Consider the following 16,064-nt stretch of genomic DNA (forward strand, 5'->3'; position numbering starts at 1 on the left):
AGTTGGATCAAAATGATGTAATATTTTCTCACAAGGAACATTAGTAAAGCGTTATGTCGATGACAGCAAACTCAGAGCCAATTCAATCCTTCCGAGCGCTAGCACTTCAGTTAACTTGTCAGGCGGTTAATTGTGCGAGTAGCCCTTCTGAAGCCCGAAGTATAATGACAAAAGCTGTCGAGAGTTTGGAGGGAAAAATTGCCACAAGTTTAGCATTTATTGGTTCGGATTGTCGTTTGGTGGTACTTCCCGAATACTGGTTAACAGGTTTTCCGATGGGCGAACCCTTGGGAATTTGGGCAAAAAAAGCCTGTTTAGAAATGGACGATTCTATTTATGAAATCTTAGCAGAAATCGCCCAAAAGTTTAAAATATTTTTAGCGGGAAACGCCTATGAAATCGACCCCCATTTTCCGAATTTATATTTTCAAAACTGTTTTATTTTTAATCCGTCTGGCTCGATGATTTTGCGATATAGACGGTTAAATTCGATGTACACACCCACCCCTCACGATGTTTGGGATAAATATCTAGATTGTTATGGTTTAGAAGGAATTTTTCCGGTGGCAAAAACCGAAATTGGCAATTTAGCAACTATCGCCTCAGATGAGATATTATTCCCCGAATTAGCGCGAACCTTTGCCACCCGAGGTGCCGAAATTTTCTTACATCCAACTTCAGAAATTTATGGTCATGCGAGACTGCCAAAAGAAGCCGCAAAAGTTTCTCGGGCTGTGGAAAATATGGCTTATGTTATCTCTGCAAATACCGCCGGAATTGTTAACACTCCGCTTCCCAGTTCTTCGGTTGATGGCGGTTCAAAAATTATCGATTATCGGGGAATTCTTTTGGCAGAAACGGGCGCCGGAGAAAGCATGGCTGCTTTTGCAGAAATTGATTTAACGGCACTCCGACGCAACCGCAAACGCCCCGGAATTCAAAATTTATTGGCACGTCATCGTTCGGGGTTGTATACTGAAACCTATCAACAACCTCATTTTTATCCAGCAAACACTATGTTAGAAGGAGAGATAGAACGGCAACATTTTATTAAAACTCAGCAAGAAACGATTAATAACTTAATTGAAAAGGAAATTATTTAAACATGGAAAATAAAATTAAAGTTCGCAATTCCAGAACTGGAGCCATTGATTATTTTATTACTCCTCCCACCGGGGCAGAAATTACCGAACGCTGTCAGAATTTACGACAAGCTCAAATTAACTGGCAGGTAGATATTAATCATAGAATAGAAGTTATACAGCAGTGGAAACAAAAGATTATTTCTGAAAAGGATTCTTTGATTCAAGCTTTAGTTGAAGATACGGGAAGAATTCGAGAGTCAGTGATGGAAATTGATGGGGTTATTTCCAGTTTAGAACGATGGTGTAAACTCGCGCCCGAACTCTGTTTAACCGAAGAAAAAAATACAGCTATTCCTTTTATTCAAATTAAATCTCAACGGGTTCCCTATTCATTAGTTGGGGTAATTAGTCCTTGGAATTTTCCCCTGTTACTTTCTCTAATTGATGCAATTCCGGCGTTATTGGCTGGCTGTGCAGTTATCATTAAACCCAGTGAAATTACTCCCCGATTTATTCAGCCTTTGGCTAAAACCATTGAATCTGTTCCCGAGTTAAATCGGGTTTTATCTTTTATTCAAGGGGCGGGTGAAACCGGAGAAACTATTATTAAAAACGTTGATGCTGTTTGTTTTACCGGAAGTGTCTCAACGGGTAAAAAAGTTGCAGAATTAGCCGCAAAAATGTTAATTCCAGCTTTTTTAGAATTGGGAGGTAAAGACCCGGTTATTGTCTTAGAATCAGCAGATTTAGAACAAGCAACCTCGGGGATTTTATGGGGTTCTGTGATTAACGCCGGACAGTCTTGTTTATCCATAGAACGGATTTATGTAGCCGAATCAATTCACAATAATTTTGTTAATAAACTCGTTGACAAAGCCAGTCAGTTATCTCTCAATGATACCGATATCAAACAAGGTGAAATTGGGCCGATTATTTCCGCCAAACAAGCAACTATTATTGCCGAACATTTGTTAGATGCGACCGAAAAAGGAGCAATTATTAATTGTGGAGGTCGAGTCGAAGAATTAAACGGAGGATTTTGGTGTCGTCCAACAGTATTAACTGAGGTCAATCATCACATGAAAATAATGACCGAAGAAACTTTTGGTCCCGTGATGCCGGTAATGAAATTTTCCTATAAACAAGAAGCAATTAAACTCGCCAATGATAGCGTTTATGGGTTGAGTGCGGCCGTTTTTGCGGGTTCACAAACAGAAGCTTTAGAAGTCGCTCAACAGATAGAAGCCGGGGCAATTAGTATTAATGATGCAGCCTTAACCGCTTTAATTAATGAAGGTGAAAAAAATTCGTTTAAATGTTCGGGCTTGGGAGGTTCGCGAATGGGGGCGGCTTCAATAGGCCGATTTTTCCGCAAAAAAGCCCTGTTAACCAAAACACAACCCGTTGTAGACCCCTGGTGGTATTGACAAAACTAAAAAGTTCATAAACAATGAAAAAAAATCTTATTCTTCTGTTAAAATCAGATATCCTCAAAGTACAATTATCAATTTAAAAGAGGAGTATTAATTATGTCTAATCTGCGCGAACAAATGCCCGTTTTAGCCCGCCATGAAGGAGACTGGACGGGAACCTATACCCTCGTTAATACGGAAGGTAAAATTATTGATCAACATCAATCTCATTTAACCTGTCAATTTCCAGAAACGGGGGATTATCCCTATTTTCAAATCAACCGTTATCATTGGGAAAATGGGAAACAAGAAGAACATCAATTCCCCGCTACCTATCAGGATAACAAACTGATTTTCGATACCGAACGCATTACCGGAAAAGCTTGGGAAGCCGATGAATCTACACTCATTTTATGGTTGGCTTACAAAGGCGTACCGGATGCTTATATTTATGAGATGATTCAAATTAGCCCCTGCAACAATTATCGCGCCCGCACTTGGCAATGGTTCAAAAATAATCAAATTTTTCAACGCACGTTAATTCAAGAAGAACGAATGCAATAAAATTGGTAATTTAATTTTTGTTAAAGACAAATTAAGATAATGAAACAGCAAGTTAAAAGAGCATATTTAGACACAGAAGACGGACAAATTCTTTACCGTATTGCTGGCGAAGGAGAACCGATTTTACTGTTACATATGGTTCCTCGAAGTAGCGATGAATTTAGAGAAATTATCCCGATTTTAGCCGAAAGTAAACAAGTGATTGCAATGGATTTAATGGGGTTGGGAGATTCGGACAAACCGCCCAGAGAATATTCTGTTGCTGATTATGTTCAAAATATTATTACACTTTGGGATAAGTTGGGGATAGAAAAAAGCAGCGTTCTTGGAAGTGTAACGGGCGGTTATATTGCGGGAGAACTTGCGGCGAGTTATCCCGAAAGAGTCAATAAATTAATTCTCTGTAATGTGCATGGATTTGATGCTGAAGAACAGGAAAAAATTGTGCAGAGATATTCAATAGGATTTAACATAAAAGAAGATGGCTCTCATTTAAGGGAACGCTGGCTTTCTCGTCTTAATTATGTGGGAAATGGAGAGTTAAATCATCGCTGTGTAATTGATGATTTAAAATGTTTTGGTTCTCCCGTTTATCCGGGTGTTGCTGTCGGAAAATATTGTCTTACCGCAAAAGAAAGATTTAAACAGATTCAATCTCCAACTCTAGTTTTAACCGGATATAAAGCGTTAGAACCGTTAGAAAAAGCGGGTTTAGCAAAGGCAGAAAATCAAACTTGGCTATATAAGTCTATTCCTCAAAGTCAAGAGATTATGATCAAAAATGGTACGCTTTGGATGATGAATCAACAGTATGAAGCCATCGCAAACTTGATTGATAAATTCTTGTAAAATACCTAGATTTAGTTTATAAAAAAACATGAATATTAAAGTAAAACGAGCTTTTTTAGACACGGAAGACGGTCAAATCCATTACCGAATTGCGGGAGAGGGAGAACCTTTACTGTTGTTACACATGAATCCTCGCAGTGGTGACGAATATCGGGAATTAATGCCGATTTTAGCCCAAAAAAGACAAGTCATTGCAATGGATTTCATTGGGTTTGGAGACTCCGATAAACCCCCGAGAATGTACACAATTTCTGACTATGCTAAAACAGCAATTGCTCTTTTAGATGAACTCAAAATCGAAACAGCTTGCATTTTAGGAAATCATACCGGGGCTTTTGTCTCGGGAGAAATTGCAGCCACTTATCCCAACAGAGTCAAGAAATTAATCTTAGGAAATGTCGCGGGTTTTGGAGAAGCAGGACAAGCAAAACTCTCTGAACTTTATGACGTGGGATTTCAAATTCAAGCCGATGGTTCACATTTAATGAAACGTTGGTTAGCCCGTTCTCGTTACGTGGGTTCTGCCGAACTAAATCATCGTTGGGTATTGGATGATTTAAAATGTTTTGGTCATCCTTTGTATGCAGTTTGGGCGGTTCAAAATTATTGTTTAGAAGCGGAAGAACGATTTCGTTTAATTCAATGTCCAACCCTGATTTTATGGGGTTTAGATGATGTTTATGAATTTGAACGTTTGGGTTTAGCCGCAGCCGAAAATCGTCATTTTGTTTCTCAAGTTATCCCGAATAACACAGTTGTTGAAATTGCTAGCGGTACAATTTGTATGATGAATCAAGTTTATCAAGAAGTTGCTGAAGCCGTAATTAACTTTTTAGATTAGATGCCCAATTAAATGAACCCAAAAACGTACAAAAAATTAGTTGCAAATCAAATTAGTAGCGACTTTAAATCAGCTATTGAAATCATTACAGTTCCCTTACCTGAACCCAGAGATAGTGAAATTATCATTCAAAATAAATTTGCTGGAGTTAATGCCGGTTTTGATACTTTATTATCTCAAGGAAAGATTCCTTATTTTAAACCCACTCCGCCCTTTGAATTGGGCGTTGAAGCGGTGGGGGAAGTCGTAGCGGTTGGTCAAAATATCACCACCTTTAAAATAGGGGATGCTGTCGCCACAACAATTCGAGGAGGTGGCTATAGCGAATATCAGGTAATTGATGCAAACCTCGCCATCAAAGTTCCCCAAGCAACCCCAGAAATTTTAACATTAATTCCCACCGGAATTTCTGCTTTAGTCGCCTTAGAACAGGTGGGAGAAATGACAACTCAAGAGACAATATTAGTCACCGCAGCAGCAGGAGGAACCGGACACATAGCCGTTCAACTGGCAAAATTGGCGGGAAATCATGTAATCGGAACTTGCGGTTCAGAAGCCAAAGCAAACCTACTCAAAAAATTGGGTTGTGACCGGGTAATTAACTATCGAACAGAAGATATTAACGAGGTGCTTCAGCGAGAATATCCTCAAGGAATTAACTTAATTTTTGAATGTATTGGTCGCAAAATGTTTGATAATTGTGTCAATAATTTAGCGGTTCGAGGTCGCTTAATTGTCGTTGGTTTTATCTCGGAATATGCGGAACAATTAGAAGTGGTAAATCAACCCAGAATTTATGAAAAAATATTTTGGAAAGGGGCTTCAATTAGGGGTTTTTTAATGCCACTGTATCAAGAATACAGTTTAGAAGCCAGACATCGTTTATTTGATTTACTCGAATCCGGTCAAATTCAAGTTGCAATTGATTCAGCCGAATTTAAAGGAATTGAATCTATTCCCTCTGCGGTTGATTACTTACTCGGAGGGAAAAACTGTGGAAAAGTTGTCGTTCAATTTTAGTTGAGATTTGGCTTATCCTAAAATAGCAGTACACTTAATTTCAACTAACAAACCCGGTGTAGATAATGCTGTGATTCCTACCCCTGTCCAAGTTGGATACTGGTTAACAAAATAGCGGTCTTTCACCTGTATAAAAAGTTGTAAATTCGGAATTTTAAACTGTTTTTGTTCTTCGGGAGTCGTTGGCGGAGTTCCGGTTACATGATAAGTAATCATCTCGAAAACATCATCAAAACTTCCTCCAGCAGCATTAAGAACAGCCTTAACATTTTCAAAGGCTTGAATAAATTGGGCTTCTATTTCTTCAACAACTTGTAAGTTTTTATCGCGGCCCACTTGACCGGAAATATATAATGTGTTTCCGACTTTTATTCCGGGACAGTAGTGAAATTTTTCATAGAGAATTTCCATTCCTTGGGGGATAATAACTTCGCGTTTTGTCATTTTTCAAAAAAACTCTACTTGTTTCATCTGATTAATCACAACCCCAACAGTAAATTTTCCAGTTATTCTGAATTTAACCTTGAAAAAGAATTTGGGAATATCTAAATTTTACCGAATTCCCTACAAAAATACAGTATCAATCCATACAGCAAACCATAGCCAATCTTTAAGAAGATCTAAATAGCCAATCAATCTCAATTAGAGTTCGAGACAGCATGAGTCTCAATACCCAATTTTAACCTCAAACTTTTCTAACTGTCAGCCTTTGATCGAACTCACAAACTCCCAATATTGGGGGAATTATGACCATAGAACCTTGTTTTTTTCTTGACACCACCTAAACCATGAATGCACAATTTCAACACGCAATGCTTCCCCAAACAACGCATGATGAGTTAGCCCGTCAAAACTTCATGCAAAGCCTATCTCTTTATGTTAATCGTCAAATGGGATCGGGAATTAAGACAGTTTATGAAAAAAATGTCAAGCCAAAATTTGAAGAAAAACATCAACGTGTTCCCGAAAATCGCCATGAAATTTTACAAGAAATGCAAACTCAATCCTATTATCATTGGTGGAGTATTTTAAAGCGATTTCAACAGGAAATGATGTGGGAGTCAGTGGGTTCAAGTGTTGAACGTCAACTTCCCGATCTAATTAAAAAAGCTAAAAACATACAAAATCAACTCGGGTCTTTAATTCTCGATCCAAACTTTCAAACCCCCGGTTATATGACCGAAGTTGATATTCACTGTATGCCCGGAGGATATCATACTGAAAATAAAGAACAGGATCTCGCAGCCGGCGCCATTTATGATCGGGGTGTTTATGTTTATGGTTTGGGTTGGTTGGGAACACTCAATGATAACATGGGTCATTCCATTATTCAAAATTATCTCCAACCAAATTATCCTCATTTTCAACCTAAAAAAATTCTTGATATGGGATGTGCAGTCGGACACAGTACCCTTCCCTATGTTGATGCTTATCCCCAAGCAGAAATTCATGGAATCGATATTGGTTCACCGATGTTACACTACGGTCACGCCCGGGCAGAAGCCTTAAAGAAACGAGTTCATTTATCTCAACAAAATGCCGAAAAAACAAACTTCCCAGACGGAACATTTGATTTAATTGTCTCTCATATTTTGTTGCATGAAATACCCGCTTCTGCCATTAAAAACGTCATGCGAGAATGCTATCGGTTGCTATCGCCCGGTGGGATTATGGTTCATCTGGATGCGCCTTTATACCGCCATATGGATGCTTATACCGCCTTTATTTCCGACTGGCAAACCATTAACAATAACGAACCGTTTTGGGGGGAAATGCGAGAGTTAGATTTAACTGCTATTGTTAAAACAGCGGGTTTTAACTCTGAAAAAGTGAGTGAAAACTTTATTCGCAAATATAACTCTAAAACACCCCCCGTTAGCACCCGTCCGACTTGGTTTGCGATCACTGCCCAAAAATAAGTATTAAAAAAAATCCAATGGTACAAACAGCAAAAGGACAACGCCCCGTTTACCTCAACGATCCTCAACAGGATAAATTGTTAGGAATAATTCTCGCCTTGGCGGGTGAAGTTTCTGTACTCCGCGAACGTCTTGATACCCTAGAAAAACTGTTAGAAACAAAAGGAATTTTATCACCTGCGGAAATAGAAACCTATCAACCCGATGAAAAAACGTCCGAACAGCGAGAACAGTGGCGAACAGAATACATTTCTCGACTCTTGCGAATACTGGAAGAAGAAATTGATGGACTCTAGTAATAAAGGAGGGTATAATTACAGCAATTCTCTCTAGTTTTTATCGATGACCGGAACACAACAAACGCTCGAAACTGCCCAACAAGCCTTTGAACATTTTCGTCATGGTTTGGCGACGGGGAAATGGGAAAATTTCATCGCTATGTTGAGTGATGACTTTACATTCTCATTTCCCGCAGGCCCCTATCAAGGGTTAAATGAAGGAAAAGAACGCATGGCTGAATTTTTAGCTTATGTGTCTGAAAAAGTGTTTAGTCAGGGCTTATTTTTCACTCTCGAACGAACAACATTTAATGAAAATACCGTTGTTTTTGAGGGAACGTCAGAAGGCTTAATGTTCGGAAACCCTTATAAAAATCAAGTCGCCATTTCCTTTGATGTTCGAGACGATAAAATTTGCAGTTACCGAGAATATTTAAGCCTTGTTTATAAACCCTAACTCCTGCAAAAATATTAATTAATTTTGGCGATGTAAAACTTCAAAGCTCAAAGCCACAAAATTTCCCGAACTATCGTATTCAACGGTAATTTGTCTGTATTCCCGTTCGGATACAAGTTGACCCGCTTTAATTTGAAATGCTTCTCCCAGTTTTATCGATTTTTGAGGATAACAAAAGAAACCATCGGGTAGTGACACTAATTGATTTTTATCTGAAGTTTTATCGAAGCTAAAATCTTCTATTTTCTCCGGTTCAGAGGATTTTAAATCAGGTGTGATTGTTCGCTTTTCTCCTTTCCAATTTCCTGACAGTTGAGTGAGGGGTTCTGTCGGTTTATCTTCGGGAAACTGACCCCATTTTTCACTGATTTGAACAATCTTTTCCAGTTGACCTTGTTCATTGTAAAGCTGAACGATACTGGTACGCCGATCTTCGTAATAAAAAAAGAGTTCAGTCCCTAAAGATTGATCGCTTTCTCGTTTTTGACTGACAACAGCCGTTGCATCTGGACTTAAATAAATCGCTCTCATGCTTGGAAGTGCGGGATGTATTAACCCATCCGGTTGACTGCAAGATTCTTTTTCTAGCGTCCAACTTTTTGAGGAAGTGCTACCATCAGAAAATGTATAATTATTGCTATGAGTCACAACGGTTTTATCGGAATTTGCTTGAAAACAACGCACCCCTTGAAACGTTTTTAAAACCTCTTTTTCCGGTGAATAAGTTGTCCAAGTTCCAAACCAACCCGGACTATCTGACTCATACTTTCCAAAGAGATTAATCCAATTTTGTTCTTGAAGATCAACCATAATCAAGAAACTCTCTAAACTGCAAGGTTTATTCGCATTATATCATATTTCGGTTCGAGTTTGAGTAACAATTCTATCAAAATACCAATTTAGTCCCGGAGCCAACAAACTATGCAACCGACTCAACAATGTCATTTCAATTCCCGGTGTAATGGCAAATTTATTATTTTTAATTCCGCCAATAATTTCTTGAGCAATATCTTCAGGTTGCCACATTTTAGCCGTTTCGGTAATCTGTTTTGTTTCTAACGGTTTGGTCTTATTTTCTGTTTCTAATTGGGGTGTATCCGTATCGGGCGGATAAACAATTGACACGCGAATTCCCAACGGTTTCAACTCTCCCCGCAAAGATTCCGCCAACCCTCGCAAAGCAAATTTTGACGGACAGTAGGGCGTATAACCGTAAATTCCAATCAATCCCGCCCCCGAAGAAATCAGCACAATATTACCCTTTTTTTGCCGTTCGATATAAGGCAAAACCGCCCGAACCGCATACAAAGAACCAAAATAATTAATCGCCATTGTTTCTTCAAAAACTTCGATGGGCAAGTCTTGAAAATAACCCGGAACCGAAATTCCTGCCGATGTTATTAAAATATCGGGATCGCCCAATTCCTCAACAGAATTTTCGATAACATTTTCTAGAATTAGGCGATCAGAAACATCGGCAACTGCGGTAAAAACTCGCTGTTCAGACTGCAATTTAACCGCTTCAATTTCCGCTTTTGCCGTTTCTAATTTCTCCGCAGAACGGGCAATAATTGTTATATTCGCCCCCGATGCGGCCAACAACTTTGCCGTTGCTTTACCAATACCACTCGAACCGCCCGTAATAATTGCGTGTTTTTGATTAAAATTCATCTTTTGTAATTCACCCCTAAAATTAAAAGTAGGGTGCATCAAATCATCCCCATTTGACTCAATTTAACCCGAGCAATCATTTTGATGCACCAACTCAATCAAATTGGGGTGCATCAAATCATCCCCATTTGACTCAATTTAACCCGAGCAATCATTTTGATGCACCAACTCAATCAAATTGGGGTGCATCAAATCATCCCCATTTGACTCAATTTAACCCGAGCAATCATTTTGATGCACCAACTCAATCAAATTGGGGTGCATCAAATCATCCCCATTTGACTCAATTTAACCCGAGCAATCATTTTGATGCACCCTACCTGTGTGAGAATTTGGGCGAAACAAATGGGAATGCTGAGGGTGATATAATTGCGATCGCGCAGTTGTTTTCTGATTTCCCAACGCCGGACTAATCACATAAAGCGTTGTTCTAATCAACTTTTCTTCTTCAGTCACTTTTGCCATTTCCGTCAACGGCACAATTCTAATTTTTTCATCCGGCCATCCCAAACGATAACAAATTGCCACAGAAGTTGAAGGCGGATAATGTTCCAATAATTCTTGCTGGGCTTGTTCGACATGACGCGCACTCAAATACAAACACAAACTCGCCCGGTGCGCCGCCAAACCCGCCAACGCCTCGCGAGGGGGAACGGAAGTCGCCCGCCCACTAAATCGAGTTAATATAATCGTCTGCACCAACTCCGGTACCGTCAACTCAACCTGCAATTTCGCGGCGGCGTCCTGATAAGCACTAATTCCGGGAACCACCTCAACCGCAATTTCCGCCTCGGCTAACTGATGAATTTGTTCGTGGATGGCACTATACAAACTTGGATCGCCCGAATGCAAACGCACGACAGAACGCCCTTGTCGCACCCGTTCGATCATCATCGGAATGATATCTTCTAGGGTTTTATTGGCTGTGGCGATTAATTCTGCATCAGAACGCACATCCTGTAAAATTTGTTTGGGTACCAACGAATCCGCATACAAAATCGTATCAGCTTGGGCGAGTAGGCGTTGAGCTTTTATCGTCAGCAATTCAGGATCGCCAGGTCCCGCCCCCACAATGTAAACCGCAGGTTGTAGTGAGTTTGTCGCTTGTCTGTTCATATTTAAAACTGCTCAAAAATTAATCAATTTCCCGAACTGTTCCGGATGTTACCAAGCTCATCTAGATAAAGAGAATGGTAGATGCACCCTGGTTGAAGCTCCGGACTAAACATCCGGGGCATTTTTTTTGTCTGCTTTTTTATTGTTCCGGATCTTGGCAAAGTTATCTAGATAGAAATAATGGTAGATGCACCCTGGTTGAAGCTCCGGACTAAACATCCGGGGCATTTTTTTTGTCAAAATTACCTGTTAATTCCGGATAGAACCACAATTATCTAGATAGTAATAATGGTAGATGCACCCTGGTTGAGGCTCCAGATTTCCAAATCTGGGGCATTTTTTAATCTATGTTTTTATTCCGGATATTAGCCAAGTTTTCTAGATAAAAGCAATAGTAGATGCACCCTGGTTGGAACCCTAGATCATCCGATCTAGGGATTTTTCTTTAAGATTCATTGCGTTTTGGCTTCGTTGAAACTACATCGGGTAAAGAACGATTCAGCAAATAAAGCCACGCTAAACCTGCTAATCCGAATATAATACCACTCAAACTCACCAGTTGAGCAACTCGCAACGGCCCGAACATTAAACTGTCTGTTCTTAACCCTTCTATCCAAATTCGACCCGAACTATAAGCGGCAAAATACACTAAAAATATCGTTCCCAATTTTAACGGAGGTTTTCCTTTTAACCCTCTAAAAAATAACACCATTAGCAAGATAAAAACTAAAAGGTTCCACAGCGACTCGTAGAGAAAAGTCGGATGAAAATATTCTGAGTTTGCATAGGCAATCGGACGATTTTCGGGAGGAATATAAAGTTTCCAGGGTAAATCCGTTGGACCGCCAAAAGCTTCGGAATTAAAGAAATTTCCCCAGCGTCCGATCGCCTGACCTAAAATTAGTGAAGGGGCGACTAAATCCGCCAATTGCCAAAACGGAACTCGCTGGATTTTAGCAAAGATTAAAGCCGCAATAATTCCCCCAATAATTGCCCCGTGAATGGCAATTCCTCCCCGCCAGATCGCGATGATACTTCCCGGATCGTTAGCATAATTTTCCCACTCAAAGGCAACATAGTAAAGTCTGGCACAGGGGATGGCCCCAATCACCAACCATATGGCTAAATCTCCGATCAAATCCGGATCAACCTGACGACGTTTGGCGAGGTACTGAGAAAGGGTTACGCCAATTAACACCGCAGATGCTATTAAAAAACCATACCAGCGAATCGCGATCGGTCCCAACCGCAACATGATCGGGCCGGGGGACGTAAATTGAAACGCTAGCAGCAAATCAGAACTGTGCATGATGAATGTGAAGCCGTTGCATTGGCAACCTATATTTTACAACTAAAGGTTACACTGTTGTTAACCCATGTATTTTTTAACCCAAAAAACAGCTATAAAAAACATCAGTTAGGTTCGGCAAACAGGAGCGATTATGGTACAACAATTTACACCGGAAACTGAAACTCCCATTATCTACCCGGAAAGTGACGGTCAACCGATGGCAGACAATACCCAACAATTTCGCTGGATTGTTACGATTAAAGAAAATCTAGAAATTCTATTTTCATCCGTTGCAGATGTGTTTGTTGCGGGTGATTTGCTTTGGTATCCGGTTGAAGGAAACAACAAAATTCGTCAAGCCCCCGATGTTATGGTTGTTTTTGGTCGCCCCAAAGGTGACAGGGGTTCTTATCAACAATGGGAAGAAAACAATATTGCACCCCAGGTTGTATTTGAGATTATTTCTCCCGGAAATCGAGCCAAACAAATGGCAGAAAAGTTGTTATTTTATCAACGATATGGCGTTGAAGAATATTATCTTTACGATCCAAAGCGACAAGAATTAACCGGATTACAACGCCCAGATAATTGGTTAGAACCCATCGAACAAATGAACGGTTGGGTGAGTCCTCGCTTAGAAATTCGGTTTGAATTAACAGAAACCGGACTGGAAATTTATCGACCGGATGGACAAAAGTTTTTAACTCCAGTAGAACTCGATCAATTGCGACAACAAGAATATCAACGGGCTGAAAATGAACGACAACGCGCTGAAAATGAACGACAACGCGCTGAACGCGCAGAACTTGAATTAGAACAACAACGCCAACGGGCTGAACGATTAGCAGAAATATTGCGATCGCAAGGCATTAATCCAGACGAGTTGTAAAATTATTAGTTCAAGGATAAGATGGGTTATATAGCAATTCTTTAATTATTGGAAAATTGTTTAGCCCCCAAACCCCCAATAATGGGGGCTGTAAACAGGTAGGATTTTTCCGAATGATTTCACACTGCTATATTATTGTTAACCTATCAATTTTTTCACTGATAAAAGACCAATACAAAATACAAACAAGTTGAGCCAATAGGAGCTATTATGGTACAATCTGAACTCGGTATTACCTCACTTCCGGATCACACTCAACTTCCCGAATCCGATGGTACATTTGTGAAAAACTTTCAAGAACATCCTCAAAGTATTCTACTGACCGATTCTATTAAATCCACCCTCGATAAACTACATCCAGACGGACGATATGCCATCGGTCAAGACTGCGGAATTTATTGGCGTCTAACAGAACCCCCCGAACGAGGTGCAGAAGCCCCCGACTGGTTTTATGTTCCCAATGTTAAGCCGTTAGTCAATGGAGAGGTCAGACGTTCCTATGTGTTGTGGCAAGAATATATTGCCCCTTTAATTGTATTAGAATTTGTTTCGGGTTCTGGTTCAGAAGAACGAGATCAAACCCCACCCGCATCTTCAGTTAATGGCGATGGAAAAGTGGGTAAATTTTGGGTCTATGAACAGGCGATTAGAGTTCCCTATTATGGAATTTATGAAGTCAAAAAAGCCTCGGTTGAATTGTATCATTTAGTAGACAATTGCTATCAACCTGTCCCGGCAAACGAACGAGGACATTATCCAATTTCACCTTTAAACGTTGAGTTGGGAATTTGGCAAGGACGCTATGGGAATATGGAATTACCCTGGTTGCGTTGGTGGGATAGCGAAGGGAATTTGTTGTTAACCGGAGAAGAACGTGCTGAAATCGAACGACAACGTGCGGAAAAATTCGCAGAACGGTTGCGGGAATTGGGAGTAAATCCCGACGAATTGTAAAAAAAATAGTTTAAGTATAAGATGGGTTATATAGCAATTCTTTAATCATTTGAAAATTGTTTAGCCCCCAAACCCCCAATAATGGGGGCTGTAAACGGGTAGGATTTTTCCGAATTATTTCACACTGCTATATTGTCGTTAACCCATCAATTGTTCAACCGAGACATGAAACTGGAAAAATGATTCAAGAATATATTCAAAAAGCAATGCAGACAGCGCAGTATGAAATACTCGAAGATAATGAAGGTTTTTACGGTTCAATTCCGGGCGCTACAGGAGTCTGGGCAACTGGAAACACTTTAGAAGAATGCCGTAATGAACTATTAGAAGTTCTAGAAGAATGGATATTAATTGGTGTTGCTCAGGGTCACAAATTGCCAGAGTTTGATGGAGTCAGTTTGAAAGTGGAGCCTATTGCTTAATGCCACCTTTCGGTCCTATATCCCGTCGTCAGTTAATTTTAGCATTAAAAGCTGCGGGTTTTTCAGGCCCCTATTCGGGTGGAAAACATCAGTTTATGGTGCGGGATAGTTTACGACTGCGGATTCCAAATCCCCATCAAGGAGATATTAGCAAAGGTTTACTCAAACGAATTTTAATGCAAGCAGGGATTTCACAAGATGAGTGGGAAAATTTGTAATTAGACGAAGAGAAGTGTTACTAACAATGATCATTACCGATCCGTTTCCTCTAGAATTTTGAGGTCTTCTTGAAATTCAGCTACATCATAGTGAACGCAAATATCTCGATCTGCAAGTAGGTTTTGAAACTGCATCCGATGCACTCCCATCAACTCGCTTGCTTTCCCCAAACTAATTTTCTCCTGTTGGAAAAGCATGAGTACGATTTCCAATAATAATTCGGATTCTGATAAACCGCTTGCTTTGATAATCTCATCTGAAATGACCAAGCTCATCGCTGTTTCTTTAACTTTTGACTTTACTTTTAAATTATAGCAGCCCAGACAACGATAAGTTCAAGTTCTATCCGTCAGCTTGGTAAAGGTAAGTAACGAACACCTGGCGATCGCATTTTTAACTGTATAAAATTAAAGATTGAGTTTGACTGCGGTTCAATCCAACCCACTTTGAACAACAAAAAAGGATAGAGACTATCTCTACCCTTTGCTTTTAGATTTTAGGTGTTATGCGATCGCGAGGTGTAATATAACGTTAAAGGGAAGCGTAACTCAAAGCTATCTTCTTTTTTCATAACATTTCAAGTTGGTGATATACCACTGACAAAAGTCACACCATTCTAGGCGTCCGTTAGTATAAAAACGCCAAGTCCCTGCTTGTTGACCTTTATTGGTCGTGAAACTGGTAGCATATTCGTATCCTTGAGATTGACAAGCCAAGTCAGCCCCTTGTTGTTTTGCTTCTCTTTCAGATCAATTAATGCCATCCCACTCCCAAGGGGTGCCATCTATTTCAGTTCCTCGATGTAGAGGAGTACCTAGATTTATAATGCCTGCAATCGCTGGTAAAGCTAAAACACTGCCCAAGCAACCGACAAGTAATAGACTAGAACTCATTAATCCTACAAATTTTTTGGATTTCATGTTTTTTTCCATTAATAGTGAGTGTTGAATACTTAACTCGGAATTGGTGAAGCTTGAGAGGTTATGCGATCGCAAAGCGTAACGTTAGCGGTGTTGCATCTATGGCTAATATCGTTACGCCTTACAAACTGACTACTAAAGATTTAAAGCTTTACTT

20 protein-coding genes are annotated in these 16,064 nt (G+C 39.9%); 13 read left to right on the forward strand and 7 right to left on the reverse strand.

Features of this window, described 5'->3' with window-relative positions; translation table 11 throughout:
• Window positions 1-53 precede the first annotated feature (53 nt).
• The 6 genes from ACL6C3_RS28585 to ACL6C3_RS28610 all read left to right on the forward strand — a co-directional run bounded on the left by ACL6C3_RS28585 (window position 54) and on the right by ACL6C3_RS28610 (window position 5,771).
• The gene (locus tag ACL6C3_RS28585) at window positions 54-1,103 is read left to right on the forward strand and encodes a nitrilase-related carbon-nitrogen hydrolase (RefSeq protein ID WP_413163303.1); all 1,050 of its coding nucleotides are present in this window, start codon (window positions 54-56) and stop codon (window positions 1,101-1,103) included.
• 2 nt (window positions 1,104-1,105) lie between these two features.
• On the forward strand, window positions 1,106-2,512 hold the full coding sequence (locus ACL6C3_RS28590) for an aldehyde dehydrogenase family protein (protein WP_413163305.1): 1,407 nt from the start codon (window positions 1,106-1,108) through the stop codon (window positions 2,510-2,512).
• Window positions 2,513-2,614: 102 nt separating this feature from the next.
• Window positions 2,615-3,061: a DUF3598 family protein gene (locus ACL6C3_RS28595; RefSeq protein ID WP_413163308.1), complete on the forward strand. Its 447-nt coding sequence runs from the start codon at window positions 2,615-2,617 to the stop codon at window positions 3,059-3,061.
• Between the two features lie 39 nt (window positions 3,062-3,100).
• The gene (locus tag ACL6C3_RS28600; protein WP_413163310.1) at window positions 3,101-3,910 is read left to right on the forward strand and encodes an alpha/beta fold hydrolase; all 810 of its coding nucleotides are present in this window, start codon (window positions 3,101-3,103) and stop codon (window positions 3,908-3,910) included.
• A gap of 28 nt (window positions 3,911-3,938) precedes the next feature.
• Entirely contained in the window at window positions 3,939-4,751 is an 813-nt protein-coding gene (locus ACL6C3_RS28605) for an alpha/beta fold hydrolase (RefSeq protein WP_413163313.1), read from the forward strand.
• 12 nt (window positions 4,752-4,763) lie between these two features.
• The gene (locus tag ACL6C3_RS28610) at window positions 4,764-5,771 is read left to right on the forward strand and encodes a zinc-binding dehydrogenase (RefSeq protein ID WP_413163315.1); all 1,008 of its coding nucleotides are present in this window, start codon (window positions 4,764-4,766) and stop codon (window positions 5,769-5,771) included.
• A gap of 12 nt (window positions 5,772-5,783) precedes the next feature.
• Here ACL6C3_RS28610 and ACL6C3_RS28615 read toward each other — a convergent pair whose 3' ends face one another.
• Entirely contained in the window at window positions 5,784-6,215 is a 432-nt protein-coding gene (locus tag ACL6C3_RS28615; protein ID WP_413163318.1) for a RidA family protein, read from the reverse strand.
• A 344-nt stretch (window positions 6,216-6,559) separates the two neighbouring features.
• On the opposite strand from ACL6C3_RS28615, the gene ACL6C3_RS28620 reads away from it, so the two are divergent.
• The 3 genes from ACL6C3_RS28620 to ACL6C3_RS28630 are packed head-to-tail and all read left to right on the forward strand — an operon-like array spanning window position 6,560 to window position 8,425.
• Window positions 6,560-7,690: a methyltransferase domain-containing protein gene (locus ACL6C3_RS28620; protein ID WP_413163321.1), complete on the forward strand. Its 1,131-nt coding sequence runs from the start codon at window positions 6,560-6,562 to the stop codon at window positions 7,688-7,690.
• 17 nt (window positions 7,691-7,707) lie between these two features.
• A complete protein-coding gene (locus ACL6C3_RS28625; RefSeq protein WP_413163322.1) occupies window positions 7,708-7,986 on the forward strand; it encodes a hypothetical protein in 279 nt (92 codons plus the stop codon).
• 46 nt (window positions 7,987-8,032) lie between these two features.
• Window positions 8,033-8,425, forward strand: coding sequence for a nuclear transport factor 2 family protein (locus ACL6C3_RS28630; protein WP_413163325.1), 393 nt, complete (start codon window positions 8,033-8,035; stop codon window positions 8,423-8,425).
• Window positions 8,426-8,443: 18 nt separating this feature from the next.
• Here the strand turns inward: ACL6C3_RS28630 and ACL6C3_RS28635 are convergent, their stop codons facing one another.
• The 4 genes from ACL6C3_RS28635 to lgt all read right to left on the reverse strand — a co-directional run bounded on the left by ACL6C3_RS28635 (window position 8,444) and on the right by lgt (window position 12,521).
• Window positions 8,444-9,235 carry a DUF3598 family protein gene (locus ACL6C3_RS28635; protein ID WP_413163328.1) on the reverse strand — a complete coding sequence of 264 codons (792 nt, stop codon included), beginning with the start codon at window positions 9,233-9,235 and terminating at the stop codon, window positions 8,444-8,446.
• Between the two features lie 42 nt (window positions 9,236-9,277).
• Window positions 9,278-10,135, reverse strand: a complete 858-nt coding sequence (locus tag ACL6C3_RS28640; RefSeq protein WP_413163331.1) for an SDR family oxidoreductase — start codon at window positions 10,133-10,135, stop codon at window positions 9,278-9,280.
• 249 nt (window positions 10,136-10,384) lie between these two features.
• A complete protein-coding gene (gene cobM, locus ACL6C3_RS28645; RefSeq protein WP_413163333.1) occupies window positions 10,385-11,212 on the reverse strand; it encodes a precorrin-4 C(11)-methyltransferase in 828 nt (275 codons plus the stop codon).
• Window positions 11,213-11,657: 445 nt separating this feature from the next.
• A complete protein-coding gene (lgt, locus tag ACL6C3_RS28650) occupies window positions 11,658-12,521 on the reverse strand; it encodes a prolipoprotein diacylglyceryl transferase (protein WP_413163336.1) in 864 nt (287 codons plus the stop codon).
• A gap of 133 nt (window positions 12,522-12,654) precedes the next feature.
• Here lgt and ACL6C3_RS28655 point away from each other — a divergent pair, with 133 nt between their 5' ends.
• The 4 genes from ACL6C3_RS28655 to ACL6C3_RS28670 all read left to right on the forward strand — a co-directional run bounded on the left by ACL6C3_RS28655 (window position 12,655) and on the right by ACL6C3_RS28670 (window position 14,986).
• Entirely contained in the window at window positions 12,655-13,392 is a 738-nt protein-coding gene (locus ACL6C3_RS28655; protein ID WP_413163338.1) for a Uma2 family endonuclease, read from the forward strand.
• 210 nt (window positions 13,393-13,602) lie between these two features.
• Window positions 13,603-14,346, forward strand: coding sequence for a Uma2 family endonuclease (locus ACL6C3_RS28660; protein ID WP_413163339.1), 744 nt, complete (start codon window positions 13,603-13,605; stop codon window positions 14,344-14,346).
• Window positions 14,347-14,402: 56 nt separating this feature from the next.
• A complete protein-coding gene (locus ACL6C3_RS28665) occupies window positions 14,403-14,768 on the forward strand; it encodes a type II toxin-antitoxin system HicB family antitoxin (protein ID WP_323221296.1) in 366 nt (121 codons plus the stop codon).
• Window positions 14,768-14,986, forward strand: a complete 219-nt coding sequence (locus ACL6C3_RS28670) for a type II toxin-antitoxin system HicA family toxin (RefSeq protein ID WP_323221294.1) — start codon at window positions 14,768-14,770, stop codon at window positions 14,984-14,986. The genes ACL6C3_RS28665 and ACL6C3_RS28670 overlap by 1 nt, the downstream gene beginning before the upstream one ends.
• Before the next feature lie 33 nt (window positions 14,987-15,019).
• On the opposite strand, the gene ACL6C3_RS28675 is transcribed toward ACL6C3_RS28670, so the two are convergent.
• The gene (locus tag ACL6C3_RS28675) at window positions 15,020-15,262 is read right to left on the reverse strand and encodes a UPF0175 family protein (protein ID WP_413163342.1); all 243 of its coding nucleotides are present in this window, start codon (window positions 15,260-15,262) and stop codon (window positions 15,020-15,022) included.
• 474 nt (window positions 15,263-15,736) lie between these two features.
• Window positions 15,737-15,907, reverse strand: coding sequence for a hypothetical protein (locus tag ACL6C3_RS28680; protein WP_413163344.1), 171 nt, complete (start codon window positions 15,905-15,907; stop codon window positions 15,737-15,739).
• Between the last annotated feature and the right edge of the window lie 157 nt (window positions 15,908-16,064).

This window comes from Capilliphycus salinus ALCB114379 (assembly GCF_047276495.1).
Classification (GTDB): Bacteria; Cyanobacteriota; Cyanobacteriia; order Cyanobacteriales; family Microcoleaceae; genus Capilliphycus; species Capilliphycus salinus.

Coding starts and splice junctions, on each gene's coding strand:
- ACL6C3_RS28585 (WP_413163303.1), top strand. CDS start 54: ATGTCGATGACAGCAAACTCAGAGCCAATTCAATCCTTCCGAGCGCTA.
- ACL6C3_RS28590 (WP_413163305.1), top strand. CDS start 1,106: ATGGAAAATAAAATTAAAGTTCGCAATTCCAGAACTGGAGCCATTGAT.
- ACL6C3_RS28595 (WP_413163308.1), top strand. CDS start 2,615: ATGTCTAATCTGCGCGAACAAATGCCCGTTTTAGCCCGCCATGAAGGA.
- ACL6C3_RS28600 (WP_413163310.1), top strand. CDS start 3,101: ATGAAACAGCAAGTTAAAAGAGCATATTTAGACACAGAAGACGGACAA.
- ACL6C3_RS28605 (WP_413163313.1), top strand. CDS start 3,939: ATGAATATTAAAGTAAAACGAGCTTTTTTAGACACGGAAGACGGTCAA.
- ACL6C3_RS28610 (WP_413163315.1), top strand. CDS start 4,764: ATGAACCCAAAAACGTACAAAAAATTAGTTGCAAATCAAATTAGTAGC.
- ACL6C3_RS28615 (WP_413163318.1), bottom strand. CDS start 6,215: ATGACAAAACGCGAAGTTATTATCCCCCAAGGAATGGAAATTCTCTAT.
- ACL6C3_RS28620 (WP_413163321.1), top strand. CDS start 6,560: ATGAATGCACAATTTCAACACGCAATGCTTCCCCAAACAACGCATGAT.
- ACL6C3_RS28625 (WP_413163322.1), top strand. CDS start 7,708: ATGGTACAAACAGCAAAAGGACAACGCCCCGTTTACCTCAACGATCCT.
- ACL6C3_RS28630 (WP_413163325.1), top strand. CDS start 8,033: ATGACCGGAACACAACAAACGCTCGAAACTGCCCAACAAGCCTTTGAA.
- ACL6C3_RS28635 (WP_413163328.1), bottom strand. CDS start 9,235: ATGGTTGATCTTCAAGAACAAAATTGGATTAATCTCTTTGGAAAGTAT.
- ACL6C3_RS28640 (WP_413163331.1), bottom strand. CDS start 10,135: ATGCACCCTACTTTTAATTTTAGGGGTGAATTACAAAAGATGAATTTT.
- cobM (WP_413163333.1), bottom strand. CDS start 11,212: ATGAACAGACAAGCGACAAACTCACTACAACCTGCGGTTTACATTGTG.
- lgt (WP_413163336.1), bottom strand. CDS start 12,521: ATGCACAGTTCTGATTTGCTGCTAGCGTTTCAATTTACGTCCCCCGGC.
- ACL6C3_RS28655 (WP_413163338.1), top strand. CDS start 12,655: ATGGTACAACAATTTACACCGGAAACTGAAACTCCCATTATCTACCCG.
- ACL6C3_RS28660 (WP_413163339.1), top strand. CDS start 13,603: ATGGTACAATCTGAACTCGGTATTACCTCACTTCCGGATCACACTCAA.
- ACL6C3_RS28670 (WP_323221294.1), top strand. CDS start 14,768: ATGCCACCTTTCGGTCCTATATCCCGTCGTCAGTTAATTTTAGCATTA.
- ACL6C3_RS28675 (WP_413163342.1), bottom strand. CDS start 15,262: ATGAGCTTGGTCATTTCAGATGAGATTATCAAAGCAAGCGGTTTATCA.
- ACL6C3_RS28680 (WP_413163344.1), bottom strand. CDS start 15,907: ATGAAATCCAAAAAATTTGTAGGATTAATGAGTTCTAGTCTATTACTT.